This is a genomic window from Actinoplanes sp. NPDC026670, from assembly GCF_040638175.1.
GTDB lineage: Bacteria > Actinomycetota > Actinomycetes > Mycobacteriales > Micromonosporaceae > Actinoplanes.
The window spans coordinates 38743-64203 of record NZ_JBEZXU010000038.1 but is presented as its reverse complement, the minus strand read 5'-3'; the positions used below and the strand labels follow the sequence as shown (position 1 = coordinate 64203).

The 25461-nt window shown below is 71.2% G+C and carries 27 protein-coding genes; 10 read left to right on the top strand and 17 right to left on the bottom strand.

Features of this window, described 5'->3' with window-relative positions; translation table 11 throughout:
* Positions 1 to 22 precede the first annotated feature (22 nt).
* Positions 23 to 1066, bottom strand: coding sequence for a glycosyl hydrolase (locus AB0E94_RS31965; protein WP_360333880.1), 1044 nt, complete (start codon positions 1064 to 1066; stop codon positions 23 to 25).
* 173 nt (positions 1067 to 1239) lie between these two features.
* On the opposite strand from AB0E94_RS31965, the gene AB0E94_RS31960 reads away from it, so the two are divergent.
* Positions 1240 to 2403 carry a dipeptidase gene (locus tag AB0E94_RS31960; RefSeq protein ID WP_360333877.1) on the top strand — a complete coding sequence of 388 codons (1164 nt, stop codon included), beginning with the start codon at positions 1240 to 1242 and terminating at the stop codon, positions 2401 to 2403.
* Positions 2404 to 2523: 120 nt separating this feature from the next.
* On the top strand, positions 2524 to 3261 hold the full coding sequence (locus AB0E94_RS31955) for a trypsin-like serine protease (RefSeq protein ID WP_360333875.1): 738 nt from the start codon (positions 2524 to 2526) through the stop codon (positions 3259 to 3261).
* Positions 3262 to 3282: 21 nt separating this feature from the next.
* Here AB0E94_RS31955 and AB0E94_RS31950 read toward each other — a convergent pair whose 3' ends face one another.
* Together AB0E94_RS31950 and AB0E94_RS31945 are read right to left on the bottom strand one after the other, a co-directional pair.
* Complete coding sequence (locus AB0E94_RS31950; RefSeq protein ID WP_360333872.1) at positions 3283 to 4689, bottom strand: hypothetical protein; 1407 nt, start codon at positions 4687 to 4689, stop codon at positions 3283 to 3285.
* Positions 4686 to 5021, bottom strand: a complete 336-nt coding sequence (locus AB0E94_RS31945) for a PadR family transcriptional regulator (RefSeq protein WP_317792476.1) — start codon at positions 5019 to 5021, stop codon at positions 4686 to 4688. Before AB0E94_RS31945 ends, AB0E94_RS31950 begins: the two co-directional genes overlap by 4 nt.
* 173 nt (positions 5022 to 5194) lie before the next feature.
* Here AB0E94_RS31945 and AB0E94_RS31940 point away from each other — a divergent pair, with 173 nt between their 5' ends.
* The 3 genes from AB0E94_RS31940 to AB0E94_RS31930 are packed head-to-tail and all read left to right on the top strand — an operon-like array spanning position 5195 to position 7256.
* Entirely contained in the window at positions 5195 to 6205 is a 1011-nt protein-coding gene (locus AB0E94_RS31940) for a cellulase family glycosylhydrolase (RefSeq protein ID WP_360333869.1), read from the top strand.
* Between the two features lie 30 nt (positions 6206 to 6235).
* The gene (locus tag AB0E94_RS31935; RefSeq protein WP_360333867.1) at positions 6236 to 6562 is read left to right on the top strand and encodes a TraR/DksA C4-type zinc finger protein; all 327 of its coding nucleotides are present in this window, start codon (positions 6236 to 6238) and stop codon (positions 6560 to 6562) included.
* A 37-nt stretch (positions 6563 to 6599) separates the two neighbouring features.
* Positions 6600 to 7256 (top strand): helix-turn-helix domain-containing protein, encoded by a 657-nt coding sequence (locus tag AB0E94_RS31930; RefSeq protein WP_360333864.1) that lies wholly within the window; start codon positions 6600 to 6602, stop codon positions 7254 to 7256.
* Between the two features lie 126 nt (positions 7257 to 7382).
* Here the strand turns inward: AB0E94_RS31930 and AB0E94_RS31925 are convergent, their stop codons facing one another.
* A complete protein-coding gene (locus AB0E94_RS31925) occupies positions 7383 to 7769 on the bottom strand; it encodes a VOC family protein (RefSeq protein WP_360333861.1) in 387 nt (128 codons plus the stop codon).
* A 44-nt stretch (positions 7770 to 7813) separates the two neighbouring features.
* Positions 7814 to 8203, bottom strand: coding sequence for a helix-turn-helix domain-containing protein (locus AB0E94_RS31920; RefSeq protein WP_360333859.1), 390 nt, complete (start codon positions 8201 to 8203; stop codon positions 7814 to 7816).
* 122 nt (positions 8204 to 8325) lie between these two features.
* Between AB0E94_RS31920 and AB0E94_RS31915 the strand changes: the two genes are divergently transcribed.
* Positions 8326 to 9087, top strand: a complete 762-nt coding sequence (locus AB0E94_RS31915; RefSeq protein WP_360333856.1) for an NAD(P)H-binding protein — start codon at positions 8326 to 8328, stop codon at positions 9085 to 9087.
* 172 nt (positions 9088 to 9259) lie between these two features.
* Here the strand turns inward: AB0E94_RS31915 and AB0E94_RS31910 are convergent, their stop codons facing one another.
* Positions 9260 to 10084, bottom strand: a complete 825-nt coding sequence (locus AB0E94_RS31910) for a MarR family transcriptional regulator (RefSeq protein WP_360333854.1) — start codon at positions 10082 to 10084, stop codon at positions 9260 to 9262.
* Positions 10085 to 10178: 94 nt separating this feature from the next.
* A complete protein-coding gene (locus tag AB0E94_RS31905) occupies positions 10179 to 10793 on the bottom strand; it encodes a LysE family translocator (RefSeq protein ID WP_360333851.1) in 615 nt (204 codons plus the stop codon).
* A gap of 70 nt (positions 10794 to 10863) precedes the next feature.
* On the opposite strand from AB0E94_RS31905, the gene AB0E94_RS31900 reads away from it, so the two are divergent.
* Positions 10864 to 11772, top strand: coding sequence for a LysR substrate-binding domain-containing protein (locus AB0E94_RS31900; RefSeq protein ID WP_360333849.1), 909 nt, complete (start codon positions 10864 to 10866; stop codon positions 11770 to 11772).
* 419 nt (positions 11773 to 12191) lie between these two features.
* On the opposite strand, the gene AB0E94_RS31895 is transcribed toward AB0E94_RS31900, so the two are convergent.
* Positions 12192 to 14387: a hypothetical protein gene (locus tag AB0E94_RS31895; RefSeq protein ID WP_360333847.1), complete on the bottom strand. Its 2196-nt coding sequence runs from the start codon at positions 14385 to 14387 to the stop codon at positions 12192 to 12194.
* Between the two features lie 65 nt (positions 14388 to 14452).
* Here AB0E94_RS31895 and AB0E94_RS31890 point away from each other — a divergent pair, with 65 nt between their 5' ends.
* The 3 genes from AB0E94_RS31890 (at position 14453) to AB0E94_RS31880 (ending at position 16957) form a co-directional block, all read left to right on the top strand.
* A complete protein-coding gene (locus tag AB0E94_RS31890) occupies positions 14453 to 14845 on the top strand; it encodes a VOC family protein (RefSeq protein WP_360333845.1) in 393 nt (130 codons plus the stop codon).
* Positions 14846 to 14937: 92 nt separating this feature from the next.
* Positions 14938 to 15525 carry an RNA polymerase sigma factor gene (locus tag AB0E94_RS31885; RefSeq protein WP_360333842.1) on the top strand — a complete coding sequence of 196 codons (588 nt, stop codon included), beginning with the start codon at positions 14938 to 14940 and terminating at the stop codon, positions 15523 to 15525.
* Positions 15518 to 16957, top strand: a complete 1440-nt coding sequence (locus AB0E94_RS31880) for a CU044_5270 family protein (RefSeq protein WP_360333839.1) — start codon at positions 15518 to 15520, stop codon at positions 16955 to 16957. Before AB0E94_RS31885 ends, AB0E94_RS31880 begins: the two co-directional genes overlap by 8 nt.
* 112 nt (positions 16958 to 17069) lie before the next feature.
* Here the strand turns inward: AB0E94_RS31880 and AB0E94_RS31875 are convergent, their stop codons facing one another.
* The 9 genes from AB0E94_RS31875 to AB0E94_RS31835 all read right to left on the bottom strand — a co-directional run bounded on the left by AB0E94_RS31875 (position 17070) and on the right by AB0E94_RS31835 (position 25289).
* A complete protein-coding gene (locus AB0E94_RS31875; RefSeq protein WP_360333836.1) occupies positions 17070 to 17414 on the bottom strand; it encodes a DivIVA domain-containing protein in 345 nt (114 codons plus the stop codon).
* A 231-nt stretch (positions 17415 to 17645) separates the two neighbouring features.
* Positions 17646 to 18563, bottom strand: a complete 918-nt coding sequence (locus tag AB0E94_RS31870; RefSeq protein ID WP_360333833.1) for a phosphatase PAP2 family protein — start codon at positions 18561 to 18563, stop codon at positions 17646 to 17648.
* Positions 18564 to 18572: 9 nt separating this feature from the next.
* Entirely contained in the window at positions 18573 to 19418 is an 846-nt protein-coding gene (locus AB0E94_RS31865) for a helix-turn-helix transcriptional regulator (RefSeq protein ID WP_360333830.1), read from the bottom strand.
* Between the two features lie 4 nt (positions 19419 to 19422).
* Positions 19423 to 20364, bottom strand: a complete 942-nt coding sequence (locus AB0E94_RS31860; RefSeq protein WP_360333828.1) for an SDR family oxidoreductase — start codon at positions 20362 to 20364, stop codon at positions 19423 to 19425.
* Positions 20365 to 20631: 267 nt separating this feature from the next.
* Complete coding sequence (locus AB0E94_RS31855; protein WP_360333826.1) at positions 20632 to 21150, bottom strand: hypothetical protein; 519 nt, start codon at positions 21148 to 21150, stop codon at positions 20632 to 20634.
* Positions 21151 to 21207: 57 nt separating this feature from the next.
* Positions 21208 to 22338: a Gfo/Idh/MocA family oxidoreductase gene (locus tag AB0E94_RS31850; protein ID WP_360333824.1), complete on the bottom strand. Its 1131-nt coding sequence runs from the start codon at positions 22336 to 22338 to the stop codon at positions 21208 to 21210.
* A 119-nt stretch (positions 22339 to 22457) separates the two neighbouring features.
* Entirely contained in the window at positions 22458 to 23243 is a 786-nt protein-coding gene (locus AB0E94_RS31845) for an ATP-binding cassette domain-containing protein (protein ID WP_360333821.1), read from the bottom strand.
* A gap of 2 nt (positions 23244 to 23245) precedes the next feature.
* Positions 23246 to 24295, bottom strand: coding sequence for an ABC transporter permease (locus AB0E94_RS31840; protein WP_360333819.1), 1050 nt, complete (start codon positions 24293 to 24295; stop codon positions 23246 to 23248).
* Between the two features lies 1 nt (position 24296).
* The gene (locus AB0E94_RS31835; protein WP_360333817.1) at positions 24297 to 25289 is read right to left on the bottom strand and encodes a sugar ABC transporter substrate-binding protein; all 993 of its coding nucleotides are present in this window, start codon (positions 25287 to 25289) and stop codon (positions 24297 to 24299) included.
* Between the last annotated feature and the right edge of the window lie 172 nt (positions 25290 to 25461).

The window sequence follows — 25461 nt, the reverse complement described above, 5'->3', positions numbered from 1 at the left end:
CGGGGTGAGTCGATGGGGGAGGTCAGCCGAGCTTCACCTTGAAGATCGGGTTGGCGGCCAGCTTCTTGAACGAGGCGAGGCCGGCCTTGGTGCTGTCGATGCTGATGTCGCGGTCGCCCTGGTCGTCCTTCTTGGTGTCGAAGTGCACGATCGCCTTGATGGCGGGGCGCTTCTGGAGCTCCGGGACGACACTGTTGTAGACGGCGGACTTGTCGGTGTTGCGGCCGACGCGGTGGTAGGCGCCCCACTCGGCGACCATCATCGGCTTGCCCTTGTGCTTGGTGACGGCCCAGTCGTAGAAGCCGAGGCCGCCGCCCTTGGGCTTGCGGTCCAGCAGGTCGCCGAAGTCACCGAAGTGGTAGTAGCCCTTCTCGACCGAGACGTACGAGTCCAGGCCGATCCAGTCCACCACGTCGTCGCCGGGGTAGAGGTCGGCCCACCAGCTCTGGGCCATCCACTTCTCGTTGCCCATGTAGGCGACCACGTTGACCACATTGGTCACGCCCTGCGAGCGCAGGCGCTTGATGGTGTGCCGGTACATGGCCGCGAAGTCCTTGGCCTCGTAGCCGGAACCCTTCTTCGCGACGACGTCGTTCTCCGGCTCGTGGTTGAGGACCAGGAAGAACTTCTTGCCGTACGCCTTGGCGCGCGCCGCGAAGGCGTCGATCCGCTTGTTCTGCTCGCCCTTGGCGACCTTGGCCCACGACGAGCCGTAGGCGATCTTCCAGTTGAGCAGCAGGACACGCGGGTTGGCCGGGTCGTTGGTCATGGCGATCTCGGCCTTGGTCGGGAAGACCTCGTCACCCTTGTGGTACTGGTGGAACAGGCTGGCGGTCCGGCCGCTGGCCGCCTCCCAGGACTTGAGCGCCTGGTCACGCGGGGTGCTGGTGAATCCGCCGGCCGCGCCGCCCCAGAGGACGCCGCAGGACGGGACGAGCTTGGCGTCGGTGACGCAGTTCGCCGCGGGGGCGGCGGTGGCGGCGGTGGTCGGAGCCAGGGCGGCTCCGGCGCCGGCGAGAACGGCGGTCAGAGCTGTCAGGAACTTCGGCAGCTTGGCCAGGCGCATTCAGTTACTCCCCCAGTTTGTCCGGCGCGTTGTCGGCCGGGCATGTGAAAGAGATTCCAGGTCGTGAGGTGCGGGCCGAGTGCCCGTGCCGGTGCCGGCCGGTTGCGGTGAAACCAGCCCCCGAACGGGCGGATCCGCTTGCACGGGCGGACCGCGGGCGGTAGCCAGAGGGGATGAACTTGATCATCGACGGCCACAACGACCTGCCGATGCGCCTGCGGGAGTGGCACGGGTCGGCGATTCCCTCTCTGGATTCCCTCGCTGGACTGCACACTGATCTGCCGCGGCTGCGCAAGGGCGGCGTGGGCGGGCAGTTCTGGTCGGTCTACGTGCCGTCGGACCTGCCCGAGCCGGTCGCGGTGACCAGCACCCTCGAACAGATCGACCTGGTGCACCGGCTGGTCGCCGCCTACCCGGACGACCTGGCGATGGCCTACACCTCGGCCGACGTGGAACGGGCGATGGCCGGCGGCCGGATCGCGTCGCTGATCGGCGTCGAGGGCGGGCACTGCCTCGCGAGCTCACCGGCGGTGCTGCGCTGCCTGGCGCGTCTCGGCATCCGTTATGTCACCCTCACCCACAATCATCACACCGGGTGGGCGGATTCGGCGACGCAGGACCCGGCGCACGGTGGCCTGACGGCCGAGGGGCGGGCGATGGTACGGGAGATGCAGCGCCTGGGAGTGCTGGCCGACCTGTCCCACGTGTCCGCCGCGACGATGCACCATGCCCTGGACGAGGCCGCCGCGCCGGTGATCTTCAGCCACTCGGGCGCCCGGGCGGTGACCGACCATCCGCGTAACGTGCCCGACGACGTGCTGTCCCGGCTGCCCGGCAACGGCGGGGTGATCCAGTTGACGTTCGTGTCGTTCTTCGTGTCGCCGCAGGTCCGCGACTGGATGCAGGCAGCCGACGACGAGTGGGAGCGGCTCGGGTTGCCGGCGTACGGCGAGGACTGGCCGCGTGCCCCGCGCCCGGGTGAGGATTCCGCGCATGTCCCGGCCGGGGTGCCGCACGACTGGGCGGCGGAGCCGGCGTTCGGCCCGTGGCTGGCGGCGAACCCGAAACCGTCGGCCACCGTGGCGCAGGTGGCCGACCACGTGGAGCACGCCCGTGCGGTGGCCGGCGTCGACCACGTCGGCATCGGCGGTGACTTCGACGGCACACCCGAGGTGCCGGACGGGCTGGCCGACGTGTCCGCCTACCCGCGGCTGTTCGCGGAACTGACCGACCGCAACTGGTCCGGGGCTGACCTGGAGAAACTCGCGAACCGGAACATTCTTCGCGTTCTTCGGGACGCCGAGGAACACGCGGAGGAGCCGCTCTGGCCCCGTTGATCCGGGTCACCATCACCCCGGCCAGGGGAATCGACTGAGATGTATCGACAGTCGTCACTTTCTTGTAACTTCGGCCGCGGGCACCAGCCCGTTCCCCCGAAGGCACGAAGGGACGTACACATGCGCATCCCAGCCCGGATCCTCCTGGCCGCCGCCGTGGCGGTGGTCGGCATGTTCGCGCCGGCCGCCGCCCAGGCCGCACCGGTCGACCCCGGCCCGGCCACCCAGGTCGTCGGCGGCGTCACGGCGAGCGAGAACTACTCGTTCATGGTCTACGTGTCAGGCTGCACCGGCTCGCTGATCAAGGCGAACTGGGCGGTCACCGCCGCACACTGCCCGACCCCCAGCACCGTCCGGGTCGGCAGCGTCAACCGGTCCAGCGGCGGCGTCGTGGTCTCGGTGCGCCGCGCCGTCACCCACTCCCGGATCGACGTCAAGCTGCTGGAACTGGCCAGCTCGGTGACCTACGCCCCGGCGCCGATCCCGACCTCGTCGGGCGCGGTCGGCACCGCCACCCGGATCATCGGATGGGGCCAGACCTGCCCGACCCGGGGCTGCGGCTCCACCCCGGTGGTGGCCAACCAGCTCGACACCTCGATCGTCGCGGACAGCCGCTGCCTGGGCATCGACTCGGCGTACGAGATCTGCACCAACAACACCAACGGCAACGCCGGCGCCTGCTACGGCGACTCCGGCGGGCCGCAGGTCCGGCTGGTCAGCGGCCGGTGGGCGCTGATCGGCGTCACCAGCCGGGCCGGCAACAACAGCTCGGTCTGCGCCACCGCCCCGTCGATCTACGGCGACCTGCCGTCGATCCGCGCGTGGGTGAACACCCAGGTCGGCGGCCTCCCCGCCTGATCCGGTGAGCCGGGCGGGCGGTCAGGCCGCCGCCCGCCCGTGCACCACCGCGAGCACGCCGGGCATCGGCGACACCTCGTCCTCCAGCGCCGGGAACACCCCCGGACTGCTCAGGCCGACCTCCCAGAAGTACGGCACCCGCATCCCGGAGTCACCGGTGAGCGGCCCGCCGTCGCAGTAGGCGTGCCGGTACTCCTCGTCGGTCGGGTCGTAGTGGAACGAGAACGACCTGGTCCCCCACACCCGGGCGATCGCCGCCTGCGCGTAGTTGCGCTGCTCGTCGGTGGAGTCCTGGGCGATGTAGACCCGGGCCACCCGGCTGAGCGTGACCTGGTCGGGCGGCGAGTCGTCGGGCGGGCCGGACGGGGTGCACGCCGCGGCCGCCGCCGACTGCCAGCCGGAGATCACCACCACCCCGGTCAGCAGGACCGCGGCCGGAATCGCCGTGCGCAACCGGACCACCGCGAAGGCGACCACCGCCATGGCCAGGATCAGCGCGCCCGCCCCGCCGGTCAGCGATCGCAGGCTCAGCCAGACGAACTCGTCGGCGGGCCGGTCGAGGTCCAGGTTCCACAGGCCGCCGAGCAGCGCCGATCCGAGCGTCCAGACGGCAGCGGTCCAGCCGAGCCCGGCGGCGATCGTGGTCCGCGCCGCGTCGCCCTCGCTGCGGCGGCTGGCCCAGCCGAACAGCAGCCAGCCGGCGAACGCGCCCAGCGCTCCCCCGGTCACCGCGACCCCGGTCAGCCAGACCGGCGCCGACCGGCTGAGCTCGAAACTGGCCGCGCCGTCGGAGTCCCACGGCGCCCGGTCGCCCCACAGGACACCCGTGTAACTGAGCACCAGGCCGTCGCGGGACGCCCAGAACGTGGCGGTGCCGATCGGGGTCTCGGACGCGACCTCCTCCTCGAACGTGACGTCGCCGTGCACGTCCCAGCCGGCCGCGGCCAGCCGGTCCCGGGCGCCTTCGGCGTAGGCGCGGACGTCGCGGGTCGTGTCGTTGTGCTTCACCCAGTAGTCGGCGAACCCGTAGATGGTCTGCTCGCCGTCGCCGCTGCGCACGAACGGCTCGGCGTCGCCGCCGCCCCACACCTTCTGGCCGGGGAAGACCGTCGTGGCCAGGTCCTGCGACTCGGCCGTGGACGCCAGCGACGGCGCGAACTCCCAGCCGAGACGGGCGGCGGCCGCGGCGCCGAGCAGGCCCGAGGCGAGCGCGGCCAGGGTGGCCAGGACCACCACCGCGGTGCTCGCGGGGCGGCCCAGGCGGGCGCGTAGTCCGTACCCGATGAGGTTGAGAATCTCCCGGCCGGTCGGCCGGGTGCGCTCCGGCGGAGCGCATTCGAGGAGGGTGGCGAGCATTTCGGCGCGGCGTTCGCCGGGGGGATAGAACCTCAGCCAGTATGCGTAACGCCGCGCGAGCCGATCGCTCATGACGACACCGGTCCCAGGCCGAAGCGGCGGCGGGCGGCCAACTGGGCGGTGGCCGCCTCGACGCTGGCGCGCAAACGCTCGGTCTCGGCGTCGAGCGCGGTCGCGCCGTCGCTGGTCAGCCGGTAGTAGCGGCGGGGCCGGCCGTCGACCGTCTCCGCCCGGTCCGGCTCGACCAGCCCGAGCGCGACCAGGCGGTCCAGGGCGGCGTAGAGGGTGCCGGCCTGGAGTGTGATCCGGCCCTCGGAGAGGCGGGTGACCTCCTGGATCACCCCATACCCGTAGCGGGGCTCGGGAGCGAGCGCGGTGAGGATCCAGAAGGTGGGTTCACGCATCGGCCCAATATAAAGATGATCTGACTATGGGGTCAACGATGTTCGTCTGTGGGTGTTTGTGAACGAGTTGGCTCGAACGATCGCGTGAGCGTTCACATCATTACCAAGGTGTTGCCTAGCACGTTCCCCGCATGCGTTCCCGGCGTGCGTTCCCCGCGTGGAAGGACGAGACCTTGCGAACCACCCTCCTGCGAGCCCTCACCGCGCTGGCGCTGATCCCCGTCGGCGTCGTCACCGGGGCTTCACCGGCCGCCGCCGTCACCAACCAGTTCCGCGGCATGAACTGGGCCGTCCTCGGCGACAACTTCAGCACCGGCCCACTCGTCGTGCAGGGCCTGAGCCAGTCCGACAGCAACGCCACCGTACGGGCCAAGGCCAACGCCCTCTACGACGACATGGCGGCCGTCGGCGTCAACACGGTCCGGCTGCCGATCAACACGCACACCGTCGGCACCACCTGGTGGAGCGCCTACCGGGGCGCGATCGACGCCGCCACCGCCCGCGGGTTCAAGGTCATCCTCGCCTACTGGGAGGACGGCGCCGCATCGGGCGGCCGGATCACCAACATCGCCGCCTGGAACACCATGTGGTCCAACGTCACGTACCTGTACGGGGCGAACACCAACGTCTACTTCGAGCCGATGAACGAGCCGCACGGCTACACCTCGGCCGAGTGGCGCAACGTGGCCGCGAACTGGATGAGCTACCACTACTCGGCGGTGCCCGCCCGGACCCTCATCGGCGGCACCGGCTACAGCCAGGACCTGCGCGACGTCTGCAACGACAGCCGGTTCAACGGCACCCTGCTCTCCTTCCACCACTACGCGTTCTTCTACAGCGCGATGACGTACGACGCGTTCCGCACCCACGTGCAGACCCGCCTCGGCAACTGCGCGTCCCGGGCGGTCGTCACCGAGTACGGCGCGCCGATGTCGACCGGCCTCAACTACGCCGACGCGAACAGCACCGACAACTTCGTCCGGCACATCCGGGCCGTCACCCAGGTGATGCGGGACAACCAGATGGGCGGCGTCTACTGGCCGGCCCTCGGCGGCAAACCCACCGGGACCTCCGGCTTCGACTACTACTCGATGTTCGCCTTCAGCGGCAGCGGCACGAACCTCAACCTCGCCGTCCGCAACACCTCAGGACGGGACCGCATCCGGTACGGCTGGGGCCTCTGAACCCAGCCGGCCGCTCTCTAACCTGGGAGCATGGTCCGGGACGAGTTGCTGCGGCTGAAGGCGGAATTCACCGCCTCGGCCGCCGCGCTCGCCTCGGACCTCTCGTCGTTGTTCGAGGCGTCGCGGGATGCCAACGGCGACGACGAACACGATCCGGAAGGCGCCACCGTCGGGTTCGAGCGGGCCCAGCTGACCGCCCTCCTCGCCACCACCCGGCAGCGGATCGCCGAGGTCGACGACGCGCTGTCACGGATGGATGCCGGGACCTATGGCGTCTGCGAGGGGTGCGGGCAGTCGATCGATGCGGCGCGGCTGCTCGCCCGGCCGTTCGCCCGCACCTGCCTGACCTGCGCCTGAGGCGTTTCTGTCGTACCCCTGTGGGAAGGTCCCGGGTGTGTACCAGGAATGGACGTCACCGCTGCCGCACGTCGTCGCGTGGCGAAGTGTCACGCCAACCGGCGAGCGCCGGGGGAAACGGATCCTGCCCGACGGCTGCCTCGACCTCATCTGGCACGACGGCCATGTCTTCGTCGCCGGGCCGGACACCACCGCCCAGATCGGGCCGCCCACACCCGGCAGCCACTATGCGGCGCTGCGCTTCGGCGCCGGCACCGGGCCCGGGGTGCTCGGGGTGCCCGCCTGCGAGCTGGTCGACCGGCAGGTGCCGCTGGACGCTCTGTGGCCGGCGGCCGAGGTGCGGGCCATCGCCTCGTCGGAGGATCCGGTCGCCGCGCTCACCGCCGCCGCCCGCCGGCGCTGGCAGGGGGCCGATCCGGTGATGGTCGCCCTGGCCGGGGCCGTGCCGGCCGGCGCGGTCGCCGAGCGTTGCGGCCTCAGCCCACGGCAGTTGCAGAGGCGGAGCAACACCGCATTCGGGTATGGGCCGAAGACCCTCCACCGGATCCTGCGGATGCAGCGGGCGGTCGCGATGGCCCGGGCGGGCCGGCCGTTCGCCGCGGTGTCGGCCGACGCGGGTTACGCCGACCAGGCCCACCTCGCGCGTGAGGTGCGGGCGATGGCCGGCGTGCCGTTGAGCGAGCTGCTCCGTTGACGTCTCCCACGCCGCTCGTGCTGCCCCCGCCGCCCGCGCCGCCGCTCCGCTCGCCCCCATCCGCAATCTTGTGGAGTTCGGGCACACCTGGCCCGCCGAACTCCACGAGATCGACTTGGGCTGCGTCTACTTTGTCCAGGCGAACAGGTCAACGACGTTGCCGTCCGGGTCCTGGATCTGTGCGTAGCGCTGGCCCCACGGCGCGTCCCAGGGGGCGTTCACCGACGGGTGTCCGGCGGCAGTCAGGTCCGCGTGGACGCTGTCCACCTCGGCCGGGTCGGCGCAGAGGAACGCCCAGCCGCCCGACGGCGGGGCGGGCTGGTATTCCGGGTCGAAGGTGCGCAGGGAGGCGTGCGTGTCCCACATGAGGCGGATACCACCGGCGACCACCGCCTCGGTGTGCGGCTCCCGCTCGGCGCCGTCCGGGAACTCCAGGCCAAGCCGCCGGTAGAAGGACAGGGACGCTGCCATGTCGGCCACAGCCAGGCCGATCGCGTTGAAAGTGGGTGCCATGGGTTCGACGCTACGAGACGTCGTGCCGCCGGGTCTTGAACGAATCAGACATCGGCGTCATAGGTCCGGCGGGCCGCGAGCACCGACTCCTGGTGCCGGACCGACCAGTGCAGCAGCTCGGTCAGCGGGCCGGCCAGGGCACGGCCGGAGCCGGTCAGCTCGTACTCGACCTTCGGCGGGACGCACGCGTGCACCGTGCGGGTGAGGAGGCCGTCGCGTTCCAGGCCACGCAGGGTGTGCGTCAGCATCCGCTGGCTGACGCCCTCGGCGGCGCGCATCAACTCGGTGAACCGGCGTGGGCCGGGCAGCAGCAGCACCACGACGATCACGGTCCAGCGGTCGCCGATCCGGTCCAGGGTGTCGCGCAGTGGGCACTGCTCCTTCATCGCCGGCGTCACCGTCATGCCCGGTGGCAGCAGTAGTGCGAGTTCCATCGGTTACTCCCGTGCCTGTCGTTCGGTGCCGGGCGGCTTCCACACCTGGTTACTCCCGTGTGCCTGGGGCAGGTTGAAGTGCGTTCTTCCGGGTGGGCGGATGCTCGCCGACGATGGGCGGCGTGAGCAAACGAATTGTGGTCACCGGTGGGGCCGGGGCACTCGGGTCGGCTGTCGTGCGGCGGCTGATCGGCCGGGCCGACGTCATCGTCGTCACGCGACGGCCGGAGGGCGTACCGGATGGGGTCCTTGTTCGTCGTGCCGATTTCGACGACATCGGCCCGGCGGCGTTCCAGGGCGCGGACGCCGCGCTCGTGGTGAGCACCGATCACCGGGACAACGACCGGCGGGCCGCCCAGCATGAGGCGGCGATCGCGGCGGCGGCCGAAGCCGGGGTCGGGCATCTGGTGTACACGTCGCTGGTCGGGTGCGACGGGCCGCCGGACATGCTGAACGCGGCCCACCGCGCTTCGGAGGCGGCGCTGCGGTCGGCTGGGATGCCGTGGACGGCACTGCGCAACAACCTCTATCTGGAGGGCCTCGACGGTCTTCAGGCTGCCGCGGCGGCGACCGGACGGCACGTCAGCAATGCGGGCGGCGGCACGGTGTCCTACGTCAGCCGGGAACGCTGCGCGGAGGTCGCCGCGGAGACGCTGCTCGGGGCGGCGCGGGGGGTGGTCGGCGTGCACGGCCCGCAGCCGCTGGACACGGTCGCGGTGGCGGCTTTCTTCAGCTCGCGGCTGGGGCGGCTGATCGAGCCGGTTCTGCTGGACGACCGGGACTACTCGGAACATCTGCTGTCCGTAGGCACCCCCGCGCCGCTGGTCGCCGCCCTGGTCGCCCTCGGCCAGGCGGTCCGGGCCGGCGTCTACACCGGCCGGTGAGCCCAAGCCGGGCCTGCTCGGCGGCCGGGCCGCGTCCGCCCAATCAGGCCTGGCCGGTCCGGGCGGCATCCGCCCAGCCGGCCTGGCCGGTCCGGGCCGCCTCCGCTCAGTCGGCCCGACCGGTCCGGGCCGCGCCCGCTCAGTCGGCCCGGCCGGTCCGGGCCGCGTCCGCTCAGTCGCTGGTGGCCTGGACAGCTGCGGCGATCGGCTCGAGGACGGCGATCAGCTCGTCGAGTTCCCCGGCGGTGAGCGTGTCGTAAGGCGGCGCCGCCAGCTCGTCGGTCAGGGCCTCGATCCGCTCGCGGAGCTGCCGGCCGGCGTCGGTGAATCCGCCGTCCGCGGTCACCAGACCGCGGGCACGCAAGCCGTCGACGACCGCGTCCAGCTGCGGCCGGGGCAGATGGTGGACCCGGCCGAACTCCTCGGCCCGCATACCGAGGGAGAGGGCGAGCAGGACGTGGGCCTCGGTTCCGCCGATGCCGTGGGCGACCAGCGAAGTGTTGTGGCCGTCGCCGCGGTGTTCCCGCAGCAGTGTCGCCGCGTGCCAGAGGCGGGCGACCGGTTCGGCCGGCACGGCGAGGGCGCGCAGCCCGGCGTACAGCGGGCGGCCCACCGTCGGTGCGCTGACCGCCGCGCGGGTGGCGAGGTCGGCCGCCCGCACCAGGCCGGGCGTGTCGGCAAGCTCCCCGATGCACTGCCGCAGGGCGGTGGCGCTGCCCCGTTCGCGCACGGCGATCGCCTCTTGCGGGGTGGTCTTGCCCCACACCCACGGGATGTGGCGGGCCACCTCACCGTCGGCGAAGTTGTAGAAGACCGCGTGCACCACCTCGGGCGGCGCGAGGCCGAGCGGCGCGGCCCGGCCGGCGAAGTAGCCGTCCCAGTAGTTGCGCATGCCGATGGCGAGGAACGCCTCGTTCGGCACCTCGGAGAAGGTGATCGCGCCGATCGGCTCGACCAGCTCGAACATCCGGTGGATCTTGACCATTGGGTGCGGCATCGCTCGGCGTCTCCTGTGATCGTGACGGCGCCCGGCCGGGTGGCCGTTCAACCTCACCACGAACGGCGCGGCCCGGATCCGACACCACCGCCGGCTACCGTTCCACTGCGAGGCGGACGCCGAGGGCGATCAGGAGGCCGCCGGTCGCGGCGTCGATGCGCCGCCGCAGGCTGCGGCGATGCCGCAGCCAGGCCCCGATGCGGCCGGCGAGGACACCGACACCGCCGTCGATCAGGAACTCCAGAGCAATCAAAATCATCCCGAGTACGGCGAACTGCGCCCACATCGAGCCGAGCGCCGGATCGACGAACTGCGGCAGGAACGCCACCGAGAACGCGATCATCTTCGGGTTGGACAGGTTGGTCAGAAACCCGCTGAGGTACGCCCGCGAGTCGCCGCCCGCGGCCACGACGACCTCCCCGCGCCGGCGGATCATCTGCACACCCAGATAGGCGAGGTACCCGGCCCCGGCGATCCGCAGCACGGTGAACGCGCCGGGCACCGCGGTGAACAGCGCGCTGAGCCCGGCCGCCGCGACGAGGACGTGGATCGCCTCGCTGGTGGCGATGCCGGCGGTGGCCAGCAGCCCGGCCCGTGGACCGCCACGCATCCCGGCGCTCAGCACGAACAGCATGTCCGGGCCGGGCGCGAGCGTGGCGATGATCGTGGTGACCGTGAAGGCGGCGAGCAGTTGCGGATCGAGGGGCACCCGGCCAACCTGTCACGGCCCCGGATGCGGGGACAATGCGTACTCGCGTCGCTGAGCATAGGGTTTCCTTATGCTCGATCCCCGTCGACTGACGCTGCTACGGGACGTCGCGGCCACCGGTTCCATCGCCGGGGCGGCGGCTCGCGCCGGGTGCACGGCCGCCGCGGCGTCGCAACAGCTGTCCGCGCTCGAACGCGACGTCGGCGCCGCCCTGCTCGAACGTTCGGCCCGCAGCGTCCGGCTCACCGAGGCCGGCCGGGTTCTCGCCGAGCACACCGAACCGGTGCTGGCCTCCCTCGCCGAGGCGGAACGCGCGGTTCGGGACGTGGCCGGGCTGCGCGGCGGCACGATCCGGGTGGCGGCCTTCGCCACGGCCGCGGCCGGCTTCGTCATCACGGCGCTGACCGCGTTCCGGCGGCAGTTCCCGGAGGTCGAACTGCACTTCACCGAACTCGAGTCGGACGAGGCCCTGCCCCGGCTCCGGGCCGGTGAGCTCGACCTGGCGGTCACGCACGACTACGCGCCGCTGTCCGGGCCGGACCTGCGCGGGCTCACCCAGCGGGCGCTCTACCGGGAGCCGATGCTGCTCGCCGTACCCCGTCGTCTCGTCCCGGCGAAGCCGGCGCCGGTGTCGCTGGCCGATTTCGCCGGATCGGATTGGGTGGCCGCGCTGACCAGCACCGGTTTCCAGGCGGCGACCGAGATGGCCGGGCGGGCCGCCGGGTTCGAACCGCGGATCAACGTGCGTGTGCACAGCTATCCGATGGTGCTGGCCACGGTCGCCGCCGGGTTCGGGGTGTCGCTGGTGCCGCAGCTGGCCGCGACCGTCCACCGTGGTGTCGGTTACCTGCCGATCGGCCACCCCGAGGGCCTGTCCCGGCAGATCCACGCCACCACCCGGACCGGCGGCCGGTCCGCCGCCGTCCAGCATCTGCTGCGCTGCGTCACCGACGCCCTGGGCCGTCGAACCGATCGATAGTCCGGTGTCCACCAACGTTCACCAGCCCCCGATCTTGACCGTTTGGCCGCCGTTTCAGAAGCTTCGTCAAGCTTCGCGGTATCTGCGGTCAATCTCTCCACCGTGCGATGATTCCGCGCCCGGCCGGGCCTTCCCCCGCGTCTGCCCCGCCTTCGGACTGCCGCACCGGTCACGCATGCAACCGGGACACCAGCCCGAAATGTCACGCCCGCAGGTAATTCGTCCCCCGCTAGCCTCGTAGATCTTGCACGGTTCTCCACCTTCGCGGCGATCTTGCACGGTTCTTCCCGTCTGGGCATGGTTTATCGTGCAAGGTCTGCTACGCCGGGGAGACCTTGCAGCCTTCTTCCTGTCGAGAGGTGGAAAGGGCTGCAAGATCAGCGCGAGGGTGAAGAACCGTGCAAGATCCGCGAGCGGCATCATCGAGACCGTGGCGACAGGTGCCCGTCGATGTCGAGCAGGAGTTCCTCGTCGTCCGGGCCGATGACCCACGGGTCGCGTTCGGGGCGGGTGAGTTCGGCGCGGATCTCCGCCAGGGCCGGTGCGGCGAATGTGCCCATGCGCAGCAGGCAGGGCACGACGTGCCGTTTCGTCGCCTGGTTGGCCCGCCATGCCTGCATCAGCGTCTCCAGCACGACCGGCCCCTCCGGCTCGCCGCCGATGTCCCAGATGGCCGCGACGGCGTGCACCCGGTTCCAGTCGTAGCCATCGGTCAGCATGGTCCGCAGGCGGGGCAGCGCCTCAGCCGCGGCCGGGCCGATCGCTCCGAGCACGTCGGCGGCATCGCTCAGCGCGAACGTGTCGAGCAGCGCCAGGGCGAGCGGCAGAACCTCGGCACGGTCGCCGCCGACCTCCCACAGCGTGGTGATCACCGCCGAGCGGGTCCAGATGTCGTCCACCGCGACCAACCGCCTGACCTCGGCCAGCGCCGGCGCCGCAGCCGAACCGAACACCCGGAGCGCCGCCAGCGCGGACTTCGCCAGATCCCAGTTCTCCCGTTCGGCGGCGGTGGCGAGGGTGTCGCTGATCAACGGCAGGGCCGTGGTGTCGCCGAGTCTCGCCAGCGTGGCGAGGATGCCGCTCGCGGCCGACCATGTCGCCCCGGACAGGTCGGCGCGCCGCAGCCGATCGTGCAGGCGTGGCACTACCAGGTCCGCTACCTGCGGAAACCCGCCCAGCGCGGGAACCGCGAGCCAGACGTCGACGTCGCCGTCGAGCGCCCCGACCAGACTCGGAACCGCCCGCTCGTCACCGAGACGGGCCAGGGTCAGGACCGCTTTCTGGTACGCCCGGCGCAGGTGCCGCCGCGGGGACGACCATCCGTCCGGCCCGTGGGTGGCGATCAGCGCGGCCAGGTCGGCTCGGGCCGGCTCGGCGTGCCGGTGATGGTCCTCCAGCAGTGACGCCGCCTGCGCGGCCACTTCCAGATTGGCCGCGCCGACCTGGACGGCGACCAGCCGGATCAGCGCGCTGTGGTCACCACGCCAGGACCGGAGGAGATCGCCGGTCATCCGGATCGCGTCCAGCCGGGTGCCGGGATCGGGGCTGCTCAGCTGCTCGGTCAGCACCAGGTGACGCTCGGGAAGCCGCGCGCCGAGCAGCTCGTGCAGCGTCTTCAGCAGGTCTGTGGTGATCGAGTGGCGCAGGCTGATGCGGTCGAGCTCCTCGAACGCGGCGGCGACGAACGGCGGCACGCCCTCGGCAGGCGGCGCGACCGGCGGCGGCTCGGGCCAGGGCTGCTCCGGTGGCATGGCGGCGGCGACCTCCCGCAGCAGCCCGACCACAGCCGACACAAGATCATCACCGATCGCCTCCGGCTCACACTGAGCCCGATGGATCAGAGCGGCCAGCCGAAACTCCGGCTCGACCGCAGGCACCGCAGACGACGTCGTCAACATGGCAGGCACCGCCGGCACGGCAGGCACCGCCGAGACGGCAGGCGACACCTGCGGCACGGTAGGCGACACCTGCGGGCTCGTCGGCGAGGTGGTCACTCCCTCCGGTCGAACAACCGAGCCGACGGGTGCGGCGGCCAGGGCGGCGAGCCAGGACGCTACGGCCGGTCTGATCGCCGGGTGCCGGCGAGCCAGGACGGCTGCCGTCTTCGTCGCGAGGAGGCGCTCGCGCAGGCAGAAGTCCATCGCCGCACGCTCCTGGAGCAGGCCGAGGGCCCGGTCGGCGTCGTCGAGGAACAGGCCGAGAGCCGGGATGGCCGCCTGCCGGACCAGACAGACCGGATCCGCGGCGAAGCCGGCGAACGCCCCGGCATGCGCCCGCACGAACGCCCGGGCGCCCCCGAAGTCGCTGCCCTCATAGTCGAACCCGTCCTCGCGATCGACCGCCTCCTCGCCGATGCTGACCAGCAGCCGGACGGCCTGATGACGGTCCGGGGTAGCCGGGTCGGCGGCCAGCTCGAGCAGGAACGGCAGGCTCGCGGTGGTGCTGGCGTAGACGTCACCCTGGTGGTGCACCTTGCCGTAGAAGTCGTCGAGAGCCCGGCCGCGCTCACCGGCATCCGGCGATCGCAGCGCCTCCAGGAGCGTCGGCACCTCCTCGGCCGAACCGTAGGCATGGTGCATCGACGCCCAGTCGACGTCGTGAAGTCCACTGAACATGGCCCGCATGATGCACCCACCCTCCGACATTTTTCCGGCCGTCGCCGGTTCCGTAAGGTCTCGGCATGCGGATCGACCTGGTTGCCCTGATCGTCGACGACTACGACCCGGCCATCATCTTCTTCACCGAAGTGCTCGGGTTCGACCTCATCGAGGACTCGCCATCCCGCACCACCGACGGGCGGCCGAAACGCTGGGTGGTCGTCCGTCCGCCAGGCGGTCAGACCGGTCTGCTGCTGGCCCGCGCCGACGGAGACGAGCAGTCCGCGGCCGTCGGCAACCAGACCGCCGGGCGGGTCGGGTTCTTTCTCCAGGTCGACGACTTCCCGGCGGCCTTCGCGCGGATGACGGCGGCCGGTGTCACGTTCGTCCGGGCGCCGCGCACGGAGGCGTACGGTCAGGTCGCCGTTTTTCTGGACATCGCCGGTAACCGCTGGGATCTGCTCGGGCCGGCCTGAGATTCCCGGGGACCGGCGGTCCTCGCGGAAAGCGTGAAGATCAACATCGCGAACGCCCAATCAGGAGGGACACCGGGCTACGAGAGGCAACGATGGGTGGACACACGACCACAGAGGCGGACGTCACGGTGCTGCTGCGGTCCCGGGCCGAGCCGGACTGCTTTGCGGAACTGTTCGAGCGGTATTTCGCCGGCCTGCACGGGTACGCGTCACGGCGGCTGGACGGGCCGGGCGGTGACGACGTGGCAGCCGAGACGTTCCTGATCGCGTTCCGGCAGCGGGACCGGTTCGATCCGGAGCGAGGTTCGGTCCGTGCATGGCTGTACGGGATCGCCACCAACCTGATCCGGGCGCGCCGGCGTGAGGAGGCACAGGGGTACCTGGCGTATGCGCGGGCCGCCGCCCGGCCGCCGGACGATCCGGTGCACGAGGAACGTACGACTGATCGGATCGCGGCCGAGGCCGCCCGCAATGGCATCGTCGCGGCGCTCGCCGGCCTGTCCGCCGGGGACCGGGACGCGTTGCTGCTCGTGGTGTGGGGCGAGTTGTCGCACGAGGAGACCGCGGCCGCTCTCGGCATCCCGGTCGGAACGGTCGGCTCCCGCCTGCACCGGGCCCGCCGGAAGATCCGCGCCGCACTCGACGACGTCAACCCGACCGGAGGGACCCGCCATGGATGAGCTCGATCTGCTGGCCACCGCGCGGCCGGCGACGCCACCGACCACCGAGACGACAGCCGCCGCCCGCAACCGGCTGTTCGACCTGATCCACGCGGAGTCGGCGACCGCCGCAACCCAGCATCGCGCCGACACGACGGCCACCGCACCGCAACACCGTGCCGGACCCACGACCAGCGCACCACGCCATCACACCGAGACAGCGGCCAACGCTCCCCACCATCGCGCCGAGACGACGGCCAACGCACCGCAACACCGCTCCGAGGCAGCGGCCACCGCGCCGCAGCATCGGTTTCGGATGTTCGGTCCGATGTTCGCCAAGCAGGTCACGGCGCGGAGCCGGTTCCGGCTGCACGCTGGAAGGGCCACGGCGCACGGCCGGTTGTGGGGCTGGGGCCTCCTGCCGCTGGCGGCCGCGGCCGTGGCGCTGCTGCTGGTCCTGACGAGCACGTGGGCTCCGCCGGACGGTCCGGGCCGCACCGTGGACATCGCCGACGCGGGCCCGCGCCCCCCGCAGGAGCTGCGGAATCTGCTGCTGGCCGCGGCCGAGCGAACCTCCGGCGCCGCCCCGGCCGAGGGCCGCTACTGGGTCTCCGAGGTGGAGTCGGGGACGCTGCTCCAGGTCGGATCCGCCACCGGCAGGTACGCGATCATGGGCCGGACACTGGAGACCAGCTGGTACACGACCCGCCCCGGCGACCGGGCCGTGCACCTGTTCCAGTGGGCCGGTGGCGCGCCCGCCTCGGACGCCGACCGGGCCGCCTGGCAGCGGGCCGGCTCACCGTCGAGCTGGCCGGTCGACGAGGCCTGTCCCGCGTCCGGCGACTGGACCGCCGGGCCGGGCGCGACCCGCACGGTGGTGAGCGAGCCGGGGGCGAGCACGTTCCTGATCGGCGGTGATCATCTGACCGCGGCCGAGGTGCGGGAACTGCCCACCGAGCCCGGCCGGTTGCAGGTGACGCTGATCGGCTCGTTGCTGCGCAACAGCCCGGAGATGACCGCGGGCGAGTTGTCGGAGGGCATCTTCAACTCGATGATCAACCTGCTCTATCAGGCGCCGGGCACGCCGGAGCTGCGGGCCGCCGCCTACCGGGTGCTGGCCGACCTGCCCGGCTTGCGTGACCTGGGGACGGTCACCGACCCGAAGGGCCGTACCGGCAACGCTGTCACGCTGCTCACGAACGAGGAGACCGAGGGGGTCCGGCAGGCGGACACCGGCGGCGCGCGTGAGGTCCGGTTGATCTTCGACCCGGGTTCGGGGCAGCCGCTGGCCTGGGAGACCCGGATCGTCCGGCCGGCCGACTATCTGTCCTGGGTGCCGGCCCGCGCGGTGTTCGATTACGAGGCCGTGCTGCGGACCGGGTGGACCGACGGCGCCCCACCGCCGACCGCCGGGGCGCTGCCGGAGAACGTCCTGGAGACACCCGCCTGCTAGACGGCCACCGGAAAGCGGTCCAGGCGTACGTGTACCTGCTCCGGTAGCAGCGTCCGGCGGTGGTCGAGCACACCATCGCCGGGCTGCAGGCACAGGGCGTCGGAGCCGACTGTCACCCACCGTGGCGGTCGGCGACCGCCCGTAGCCGCCGGACCTCGTCGACGATGGCCTCGTCGGTGGGATCCGAGAGCCGCAGCACAGCGCCGAGCGCCTCACGGAAGAGGTCCGGCGGAGCCTCCGCCAGCGCCGTCAGCAGCCGCTGCACGTGCCGGTCAACCTGATCCCGGTCGTATCCGCGCAGCGCCATATCGAACTCGGCGGTGCGCAGCGCCTCCCGTGCCACGGCCTGCTGCACGCGGTCACCGACGGCCTCGAGCGACGCGATCGCCTGTCCGAGCACAGCGTCGACCTGAGTCCTGTGATAGCCCCGCAGCACGATGGTGAAGTCCGGATTCATGCCCGGCATCGTAGAAACCGCACGCACCCGCCCAGGTCACCGAGACGCCTCAGCGCCCGATCTTGACCGGTTCACCACCGTTTAGGTGGTCGATCAGGCACGACGGAGTGCCAGGTGGACGCCACCGTTCAGAAACGACGGAGTGACAGGTGGGCGCCACCGCTCAGAAACGACGGAGTGACAGGTGGACGCCACCGCTCAGAAACGACGGAGTGACAGGTGAACGCCGCGCTAACCGGGCCCGGCGTCGGCGTCCTCGGTGGCCAGCCACAAGTCGTCGGTGGCCAGCCACAACCAGCCGAAGAAGGCGATCGCCACGATCGCCGCGATGCCGGCCGCGCCGGTCACGAAAGTCAGCCGGCTGGGTTCCGGGGAGGCGGCCGTCATGGCGTCGGCGGATTTGCCCAGCAGCAGCCCGATCACCGTGACAGGCACGCCGATGGCCGCCGTGACCAGCAGCGGCAGGGTGCCGATCCGGCTCGGCCGGCCGGGCGCCGCCGCCCGTCGCGCCCGCAGCAGCCGGACCCCGAAGACGGCGAGCGCGCCCCACGCGAGCACGACCAGGAGCGCCGCGATGATGTCGCTGGGCCGGTGCCAGCGGGCCCACACGGTCCCGATCGCGATGGCCGCGGTGTAGCCCGCGCCGACCAGCGCAGCCGGCCCGCGCAAGGCCGCCGGCAAGACGATGACCAGGGCGAACGCCACCGAAGCGGCAGCCGTGGTGTGGCCGCTGGGCAGCGAGTTCGGGTAGGTCAACCCGTCCAGGGTGGGCCGGGGCAGCCAGTCCTTGAGCACCTGGGTGGTGGCGTTGCCGGCCAGCACCAGGACCGCGGCGGCGATCGCCAGGTCGATGCGCTTGCGGACCACGCCGACGGTGGCGGCGATCAGGCAGACCAGGACGAGGCTGGTCAGGGTGGTCGCGTTCAGCGTCTGGCGGAGCAGCTCCTCCAGCCGGGCGTGGTGCACCTCGGTGCCGAGCATCGCCGCGGTGTCCAGCCACTGCCCGGAGATGGTCCGCACGAAGACGTGGTAGGTCGCGACCAGGCCCAGACCGGCGATCACGCTGACGAGCAGCGGCGCCGCGAGGTAGGCCGCGCCGGGACGCCGGCTGGTCTGCGCCCGCACACGGTCGGAACTCAGCGTGGTCATCGTGCGAGCCTACGGCCCCCCGTCAAACGCGCCGACGACGGCGAGCAGCTCCAGCTTCTCGTGACTCTCGGTGCCGGGCACGGCGGTGTACACCAGCAGGGCGTGCGCCTGGTCGGGGTCGAGCAGCGCCTGGCAGGTGAGTTCGAGAGCGCCGACCTGCGGGTGGAGGAAGCGCTTGAGGTGCGCGTACCCGATCCCGATCTCGTGTTCGTTCCAGACCTCCCGGAATTCCGCGCTGCTCTCCAGCAGCAGACTCTGCAGGTGGGCGGCCCGCGAGCGGGGACCGCGGAGGGTGACCACCCGGCGCAGCCCGGAGACGAAGACGCGGGCGTGCAGCGGGTGGTCGTCGGGGTGATAGAGGGCACGGCACTCCGGATCGGTGAACCACCGGTAGCCGATGCTGCGGGCCGGTCCGGTGAACCGGGTGAGGTCGCCGTTGAGTGCCGCGCCGAGACGGTTCTGCCGCAGGGTCTCGCCCAGTTCGGTGACGATCTCGGCGGGCGTGTCGGCGAGCCGGTCGAAGATGCGCAGCAGGCCGGGGCTGATGTGCTCGCTGCTGGATCCGCGGGCCGGCGGGTTGTGCCCGGCGAGCCGGAACAGATGATCGCGTTCGTCGAGGGACAGGTGCAGGCCCTGGGCGATCGAGGCGATCATCTGCTCGGACGGGTGCGGGCCACGCTCGCGTTCGAGCCGACTGTAGTAGTCGGCCGAGATGTGGCAGATCGTGGCCACCTCCTCCCGGCGCAGGCCGGAGGTCCGGCGGCGTGGCCCGCGAGGCAGGCCGACGTCCTCCGGTTGCAGCGACTCACGACGCCGGCGCAGGAATTCGGCGAGCCCGGCGCGATCGATCTGCATCACGTCACCGTAGCTGCGCGAAAGACGTCGAGGTCAACTCCTCGGAGGTACGCCACACCCGCGCGGCCTCGTCCTCGGGCCGAAGCCGGGAGTACAGCTTCTGCTCAGCCGGTGACCCGCCCAGATGTCCCGGACCGCTCGGCCCGTAGAAGCCGCCGTCCTCACCGAGAGTGGCCGCGAGGACGGCGGGCAGCGCGGCCGAGGCTGCGGTGCCGAACAGGACGCCCCGTGCGGACAGCGCGCCGATCAGCCGGCGGCCGACGGTCTCGCGGGACCGGCCGACCTCGGGACGGGCCGCCAGCAGGCTGGTCGGGGCGACTCCGGGATGCGCCAGGTTGCTGGTGATGCCCCAGCCGTGCTGCTGGCTGCGCCGGGCCAGTTCCAGACCGAAAAGACCAAAAGCGATCTTCGATTGGTTGTACGCGCGCATGCCGTCATAGGAACGTTCCCAGTTGAGGTCGTCCCAGTTGATCGCGCCGGAGTCGGCCGCGACGCTGATCTGTGAGGTGACCCGGGCCCGGCCCGCCCGGAGCAGCGGCATCAGGTGCGCGACCAGGGCGAAGTGACCGAGGTGGTTGGTGCCCCACTGGAGCTCGAAGCCGTCCGTGGTGACCTGCCGGTCCGGTGGTGTCATCACGCCGGCGTTGTTGATCAGCAGGTGGATCGGCGCGCCGTCGCGGCGCAGTCCGGCGCCGAACGTGGCCACCGACTCCAGCGACGACAGGTCCAGGCTGCCCAGGGACAGCGTCGCGGACGGGGTGCGCCGCCGGATCTCGGCGATCGCCGCGGATCCCTTGGCGGGGTTGCGGACCGGGAGGACGATCTCGGCGCCGGCGGCGGCGAGACGGGCGGCGATCTCGAGGCCGATCCCGTCGCTGGCGCCGGTGACGACGGCCCGCTTGCCGGTCAGATCGGGGACGGTGACGGTGGGTTGTCTGCGTGGCATGTGACCAGGATGCGGCCGCTCGCCGACCGTATCCACGGCCTGACGATCCCAGGCTCCGCCACCGCCCGGAGACCACCAGCCGTCGCTCACCGCGGTAAAAGCACACCCGAAACCACCGTGAACGACGGCCGACAGCACCAGCCGTCGCCCACCGCGGCAAGAGCGCCCGCGAAACCACCGTGAACGACGGCCGACAGCACCAGCCGTCGCCCACCGCGGTAAAAGCGCACCCGAAACCACCGTGAACGACGGCCGACGGTCCTGGGGTCAGCCGGTGCGGCTGTTGAGGTAGCCGAGAACCAGGGCCGTCCACCAGCCCGCCTGCGAGATCAGGGTTGCGACGCCTGATCGGATCAGCAGGGAGGTAGGCGGGGTGGCGTGGCGGGAGAGCTCACGCAGCAGCACCGCGGCGTACACCCCGTTGACGCCGATGACCAGCACCGCGAAGGCTTTCGGGCCGGCCGGCAGGCCGAGCAGCGCACCGGAGGCCAGCAACCCGGCGAAACCGGCCCAGATCGGCACGTGGGTGCCGCGGGCGGTGTTGAGGACGTCGGTGAGGGTTCGGCGGCCGGCCAGCCACAGCAGCCCGAACCAGTCGACGGTCAGCACGGCCCCGAACCCGATCACCATCGAACCCAGGTGCACCAGCAGCGCCATGTCGTGCACCCGGGGGGACACGTGCCGGTAGGGGCTGACGGCGAGCACCGCCAGCCAGCAGACCGCGACCAGCACGGCCCGCCCCATCGGCGAGGCGGGCCGCCGGTGCCGGCCGGTTTCGACAACCACATACGGGAGACGGTCACCGGCCGGGCCGACAACACAAAATGCCGGCAAGACAAGATCTCAGAGCGAAACCCATGCTCCGGTACGGACGGAGTCGAGCATCGCGTCCAGGACGACGGCGGCCGCGACCGCGTCGTCGAGGGTCGGGCCGAACGGCGTACCCTCGGCCACCGACCGCAGGAAGCCGGCCGCCTCGATGACCTTGGTGTCGTCGTAGCTCATCGCGATCCCGGCGCCGGGCTGGAAGGCCCCGAAGTCACCGTTTCCGGGACCGGCGAAGACGGTTCGGTAGCTCTGCGACTGGTAGTCGGCGCCGGTGCTCACCGACAGCTCCCCCATCCGCCGGAAGTCCCAGGCCAGCGCCCCGATGGTGCCGTGGATCTCGAAGCCGTACGTGTTCTGCTCACCGACCGCGACCCGGCTGGCCTCCAGGACCGCCCGGGCGCCGCCGGTGAACCGGAGCAGGGCGTTGAGATGGTCCTCGTTCTCGACCGGTCCGGGCGGCCCGTCGGCGCGGGAGAAGTGGCTGGCCGCGCCGGTGACCGTGGGCCGTTCCGGGATGACCGTGACGGTGTCGGCGACCAGTGACTCGATGTCGCCGAGCAGGTGCCGGGCCAGGTCGACGGCGTGTGAGGCCAGGTCGCCGAGCACTCCGCTGCCGCCGTGTGAGCGGGTGAACCGCCAGGACAGCGCGCCGTCCGGGTGGGCCGCATAGTCGCTGAAGAACCGGAACCGGGCGTTGGTGACCCGGCCGATCGCACCGTTCGCGATCAGCGCGCGAGCTTCGGCGACGGCGGGCGCGGCCCGGTAGTTGAACCCGACCGTGGTGCGCACCCCGGCTTTGGTGGCGGCGTCGGCCACCGCGCGGGCGTCATCGCCGGTCAGGCCGACCGGTTTCTCGATCCACAGATGCCGCCCGGATTCGGCGACGGCCATGCCGATCTCGCGGTGCAGGAAGTTCGGCGCGGTGACACTGACCGCCTCGACCCGCGGGTCGGTGAGCACCTCGCGCCAGTCGGTGGCAGCGCCGGCGAAGCCGTACTGTTCGGCGGCTGCGGCGGCCCGGCCCGGCTCCGGGTCGGCCACGGTGACCAGGTGGGCGGCGATCGGCAGGTGCGGGTAGTGGTGGCGGGTCCGCAGATAGGCGCGGGTGTGCGCGTGGCCCATCCACCCGAACCCGACGACCGCCACACCGAGCGACCGACGACCTGTCTGAGGTCCGGCTAGCCGGAACTCAGACAGGTCAGACGGGTCCTGACGTCCGGCTAGCCGGACATCAGACAGGTCATCAGGCAGGTTTGGCGGCCGGGTCATGACGGGTCGCGTTCCAGCTCGTGGGCCAGCTGGTCGAGTTCGGCGCCACCGGCCATCATCTTCGTCAGCTCGGCCAGCGACAGCTCGTCCTTGGCGAAGTCACCGAGGCTCTTCCCCCGGTTGAGCAGCAGGAACCGGTCCCCCACCGGGTACGCGTGGTGTGGGTTGTGGGTGATGAAGACGACCCCGAGCCCCCGGTCCCGGGCGCGTGCGATGTAGCGCAGCACCACCCCGGCCTGTTTGACGCCGAGCGCGGAGGTCGGTTCGTCGAGGATCAGCAGCCGTGCCCCGAAGTGCACGGCCCGGGCGATGGCGACCGACTGCCGTTCGCCGCCGGAGAGGGTGCCGACCGGCTGGTCCGGGTCGCGGATGTCGATGCCCATGTCGGCGAGTTCGCGCCGGGTGGTCTCGATCGCGGTGGCCCGGTCGAAGCGGCGGAACGGCCCCCATCCCTTGGTCGGTTCGGAGCCGAGGAAGAAGTTGCGCCAGATCGCCATCAACGGAACCATCGCAAGGTCCTGGTAGACGGTGGCGATCCCGGCGTCCAGCGCCTCTCGTGGGCTGCCGAGCCGGATCGGCTTGCCGTCGAGCAGCAGCTCACCGCCGTCCGGCTGGTGCACCCCGGAGAGGATCTTGATGAAGGTCGACTTGCCGGCGCCGTTGTCGCCGAGCACGCAGGTGACCTGACCGGCGCGCACGGTCGTGGAGACGCCGCTGAGCGAGATCACGCTGCCGAACGTCTTGCTGACGTCCCGGATCTCCAGCAGTGGCTCGTCAGCCATCGTTACCTCCTCGACAGTTCGGCGAAACGGCGGATGTACTGGTTGGCCAGCACCGCGAGCAGCAGCATCGCGCCCAGGAAGAACTTGAACCAGTCGGCGTCCCAGCCGGCGTAGACGATGCCCTGCGACGTCATGCCGAAGATCAGCGCGCCGATCGACGCGCCGATCGCGGAGCCGAACCCGCCGGTGAGCAGGCAGCCGCCGATCACCGCGGCGACGATGTAGATCAGCTCCTGCCCGAAACCGGCCTGGGCCTGGATCGAGGTGAGACGCACGATCTGGGTGGTGCCGACGAACCAGGCAGCGAGTGAAGTGATCATGAAAAGCGTGATCGTGGTACGGGCGACCGGCACCCCGACGTTGCGGCCGGCGTTCGGGTCCCCGCCGGTGGCGAAGATCCAGTTGCCGAACCGGGTACGCAGCAGCAGCCACGACCCCAGGATGGTGGCCACGATCCACCACACGATCGCGATCTGGAAACTGGCCCCGGCGATCGTGAACTCACTCGCGAAGACGGCGTGCAGCACGTCGTACCCGATGATCTTGTTGAAGTTGTTGACCTGCACGGTGTTGGTCACGAGCTTGGTGATGCCCAGGTTGAGGCCCTGGAGCATGAGGAACGTGCCGAGCGTGATGATGAAGCTCGGCAGCCCGGTCCGCACCACCAGGTACCCGTTGACGAACCCGATCGCCAGGACCACGGCCAGCGAGATCACCAGCGCCGCCCACGTGTTGACGCCGTAGTAGGTGGTCAGCAGCCCGCTGGTGATCGCCGCGGTGCCGGTCTGCACACCCGCCGACAGGTCGAAGTGGCCGCCGATCATCAGCAGCGCGACCGCGACGGCCATGATGCCGAGCGTGGAGGCCGGGTCCAGCCAGTTCGCGATGCCGCTGGCCGACCGGAACACGTCGGAGAGCACGGCGAAGAACACGAAGACCAGCACGGCGCCGAGCGAGGCGCCGAGCTCGGGTTTCAGCAGTATCCGTTTGAGCAGGCCGACCCGGGCGAGACGCTCGTCCGGGCCGGCCTGCACGGCGGTGCCGGCGGTCATGTCAGCGGGTTCCGGCCGCGGCGAGCTGGGCGATCTGGGCCGCGTTGTCCTTGGTGACCAGGGCCGGGCCGGTCAGCACCTGCTGGCCGCCGCCGAGGACGTTGAGGTTCGACTTGTACTGGGTCAGCATGACAACCGCCTGGTAGCCCTGGAGGTAGGGCTGCTGGTCGACGGCGAAGAGGATGCTGCCGTCCTGGACTGCCTTGGCCACGTCGGCGTTCAGGTCGAAGGTGGCCAGTTTCGCGGCGGAGCCGGCCTCCTTGATCCCGGCGGCGGCGACGCTCGCGACCGGCCCGCCGAGGGTGACGACGCCGTCGACGGCGGTGTCCGCCTGGAGCTTCGCCTTGATGGTGGCCTGCGAGGACTGGAGGTTGTTGATGTCCACCTGGAGGTTCTCGATCGGGGCGCCGAGGGTGCTGGCGACCGCGGCGCAGCGCTCCTCCAGGCCCACGTTGCCGGCCTCGTGGATGACGCAGATCGCCTTCTTGATGCCCTGGTTCTTCAGCTCGGCGCCGACCGCCTCACCGGCGACCTTCTCGTCCTGGCCGATGTGGGTCAGCGCGCCGAACTCCTTGGAGCGGGAGGCGCCGGAGTTGATGGTGATCACCGGGATGCCGGCGGCGACCGCCTTCTCGACGCTGGCCTTGAGCGCGTCCGGGTTGGCCATCGAGACGACCAGGCCGTCGACCTTCTGGTTCACCGCGGCGTCGATCAGCTGGGCCTGCTTCTGCGGGTCGCCGTCGCTGGAGTAGGTGATGGTGTCGCCCATGTCCGAGCCGGCCTTCTCGACACCGTTCTTCACGATGCTCCAGAACGCGTCGCCGGCCGCGCCGTGCGTGACGACGGCGATCTTGTATCCGTAGCCGCCCTTGCCACCGCTGGCGTCGGTGGTCTTCTCGGCGTTGACAGCGTTGTCGCTGCTGCACGCGGCGAGGGCGAGCACGGCAGCGGAGAGGGCGGCAACCGACGCCCACCTGCGAGACCTGCGCATCATCGGGGATCCCTTCTATATGTTTCCGCCGTGTTTCGCGGCGGCGTTGTGTGGAGCCTGTGACGGACCGCGACCAAGGTCAATACATTGTTCTGACAATATTCGGAAGTAGGTGACAATGCGCCACGATTGTCACCCCACGACGAGGCAGGCCCGGCACGGGGTGCCGGGCCTG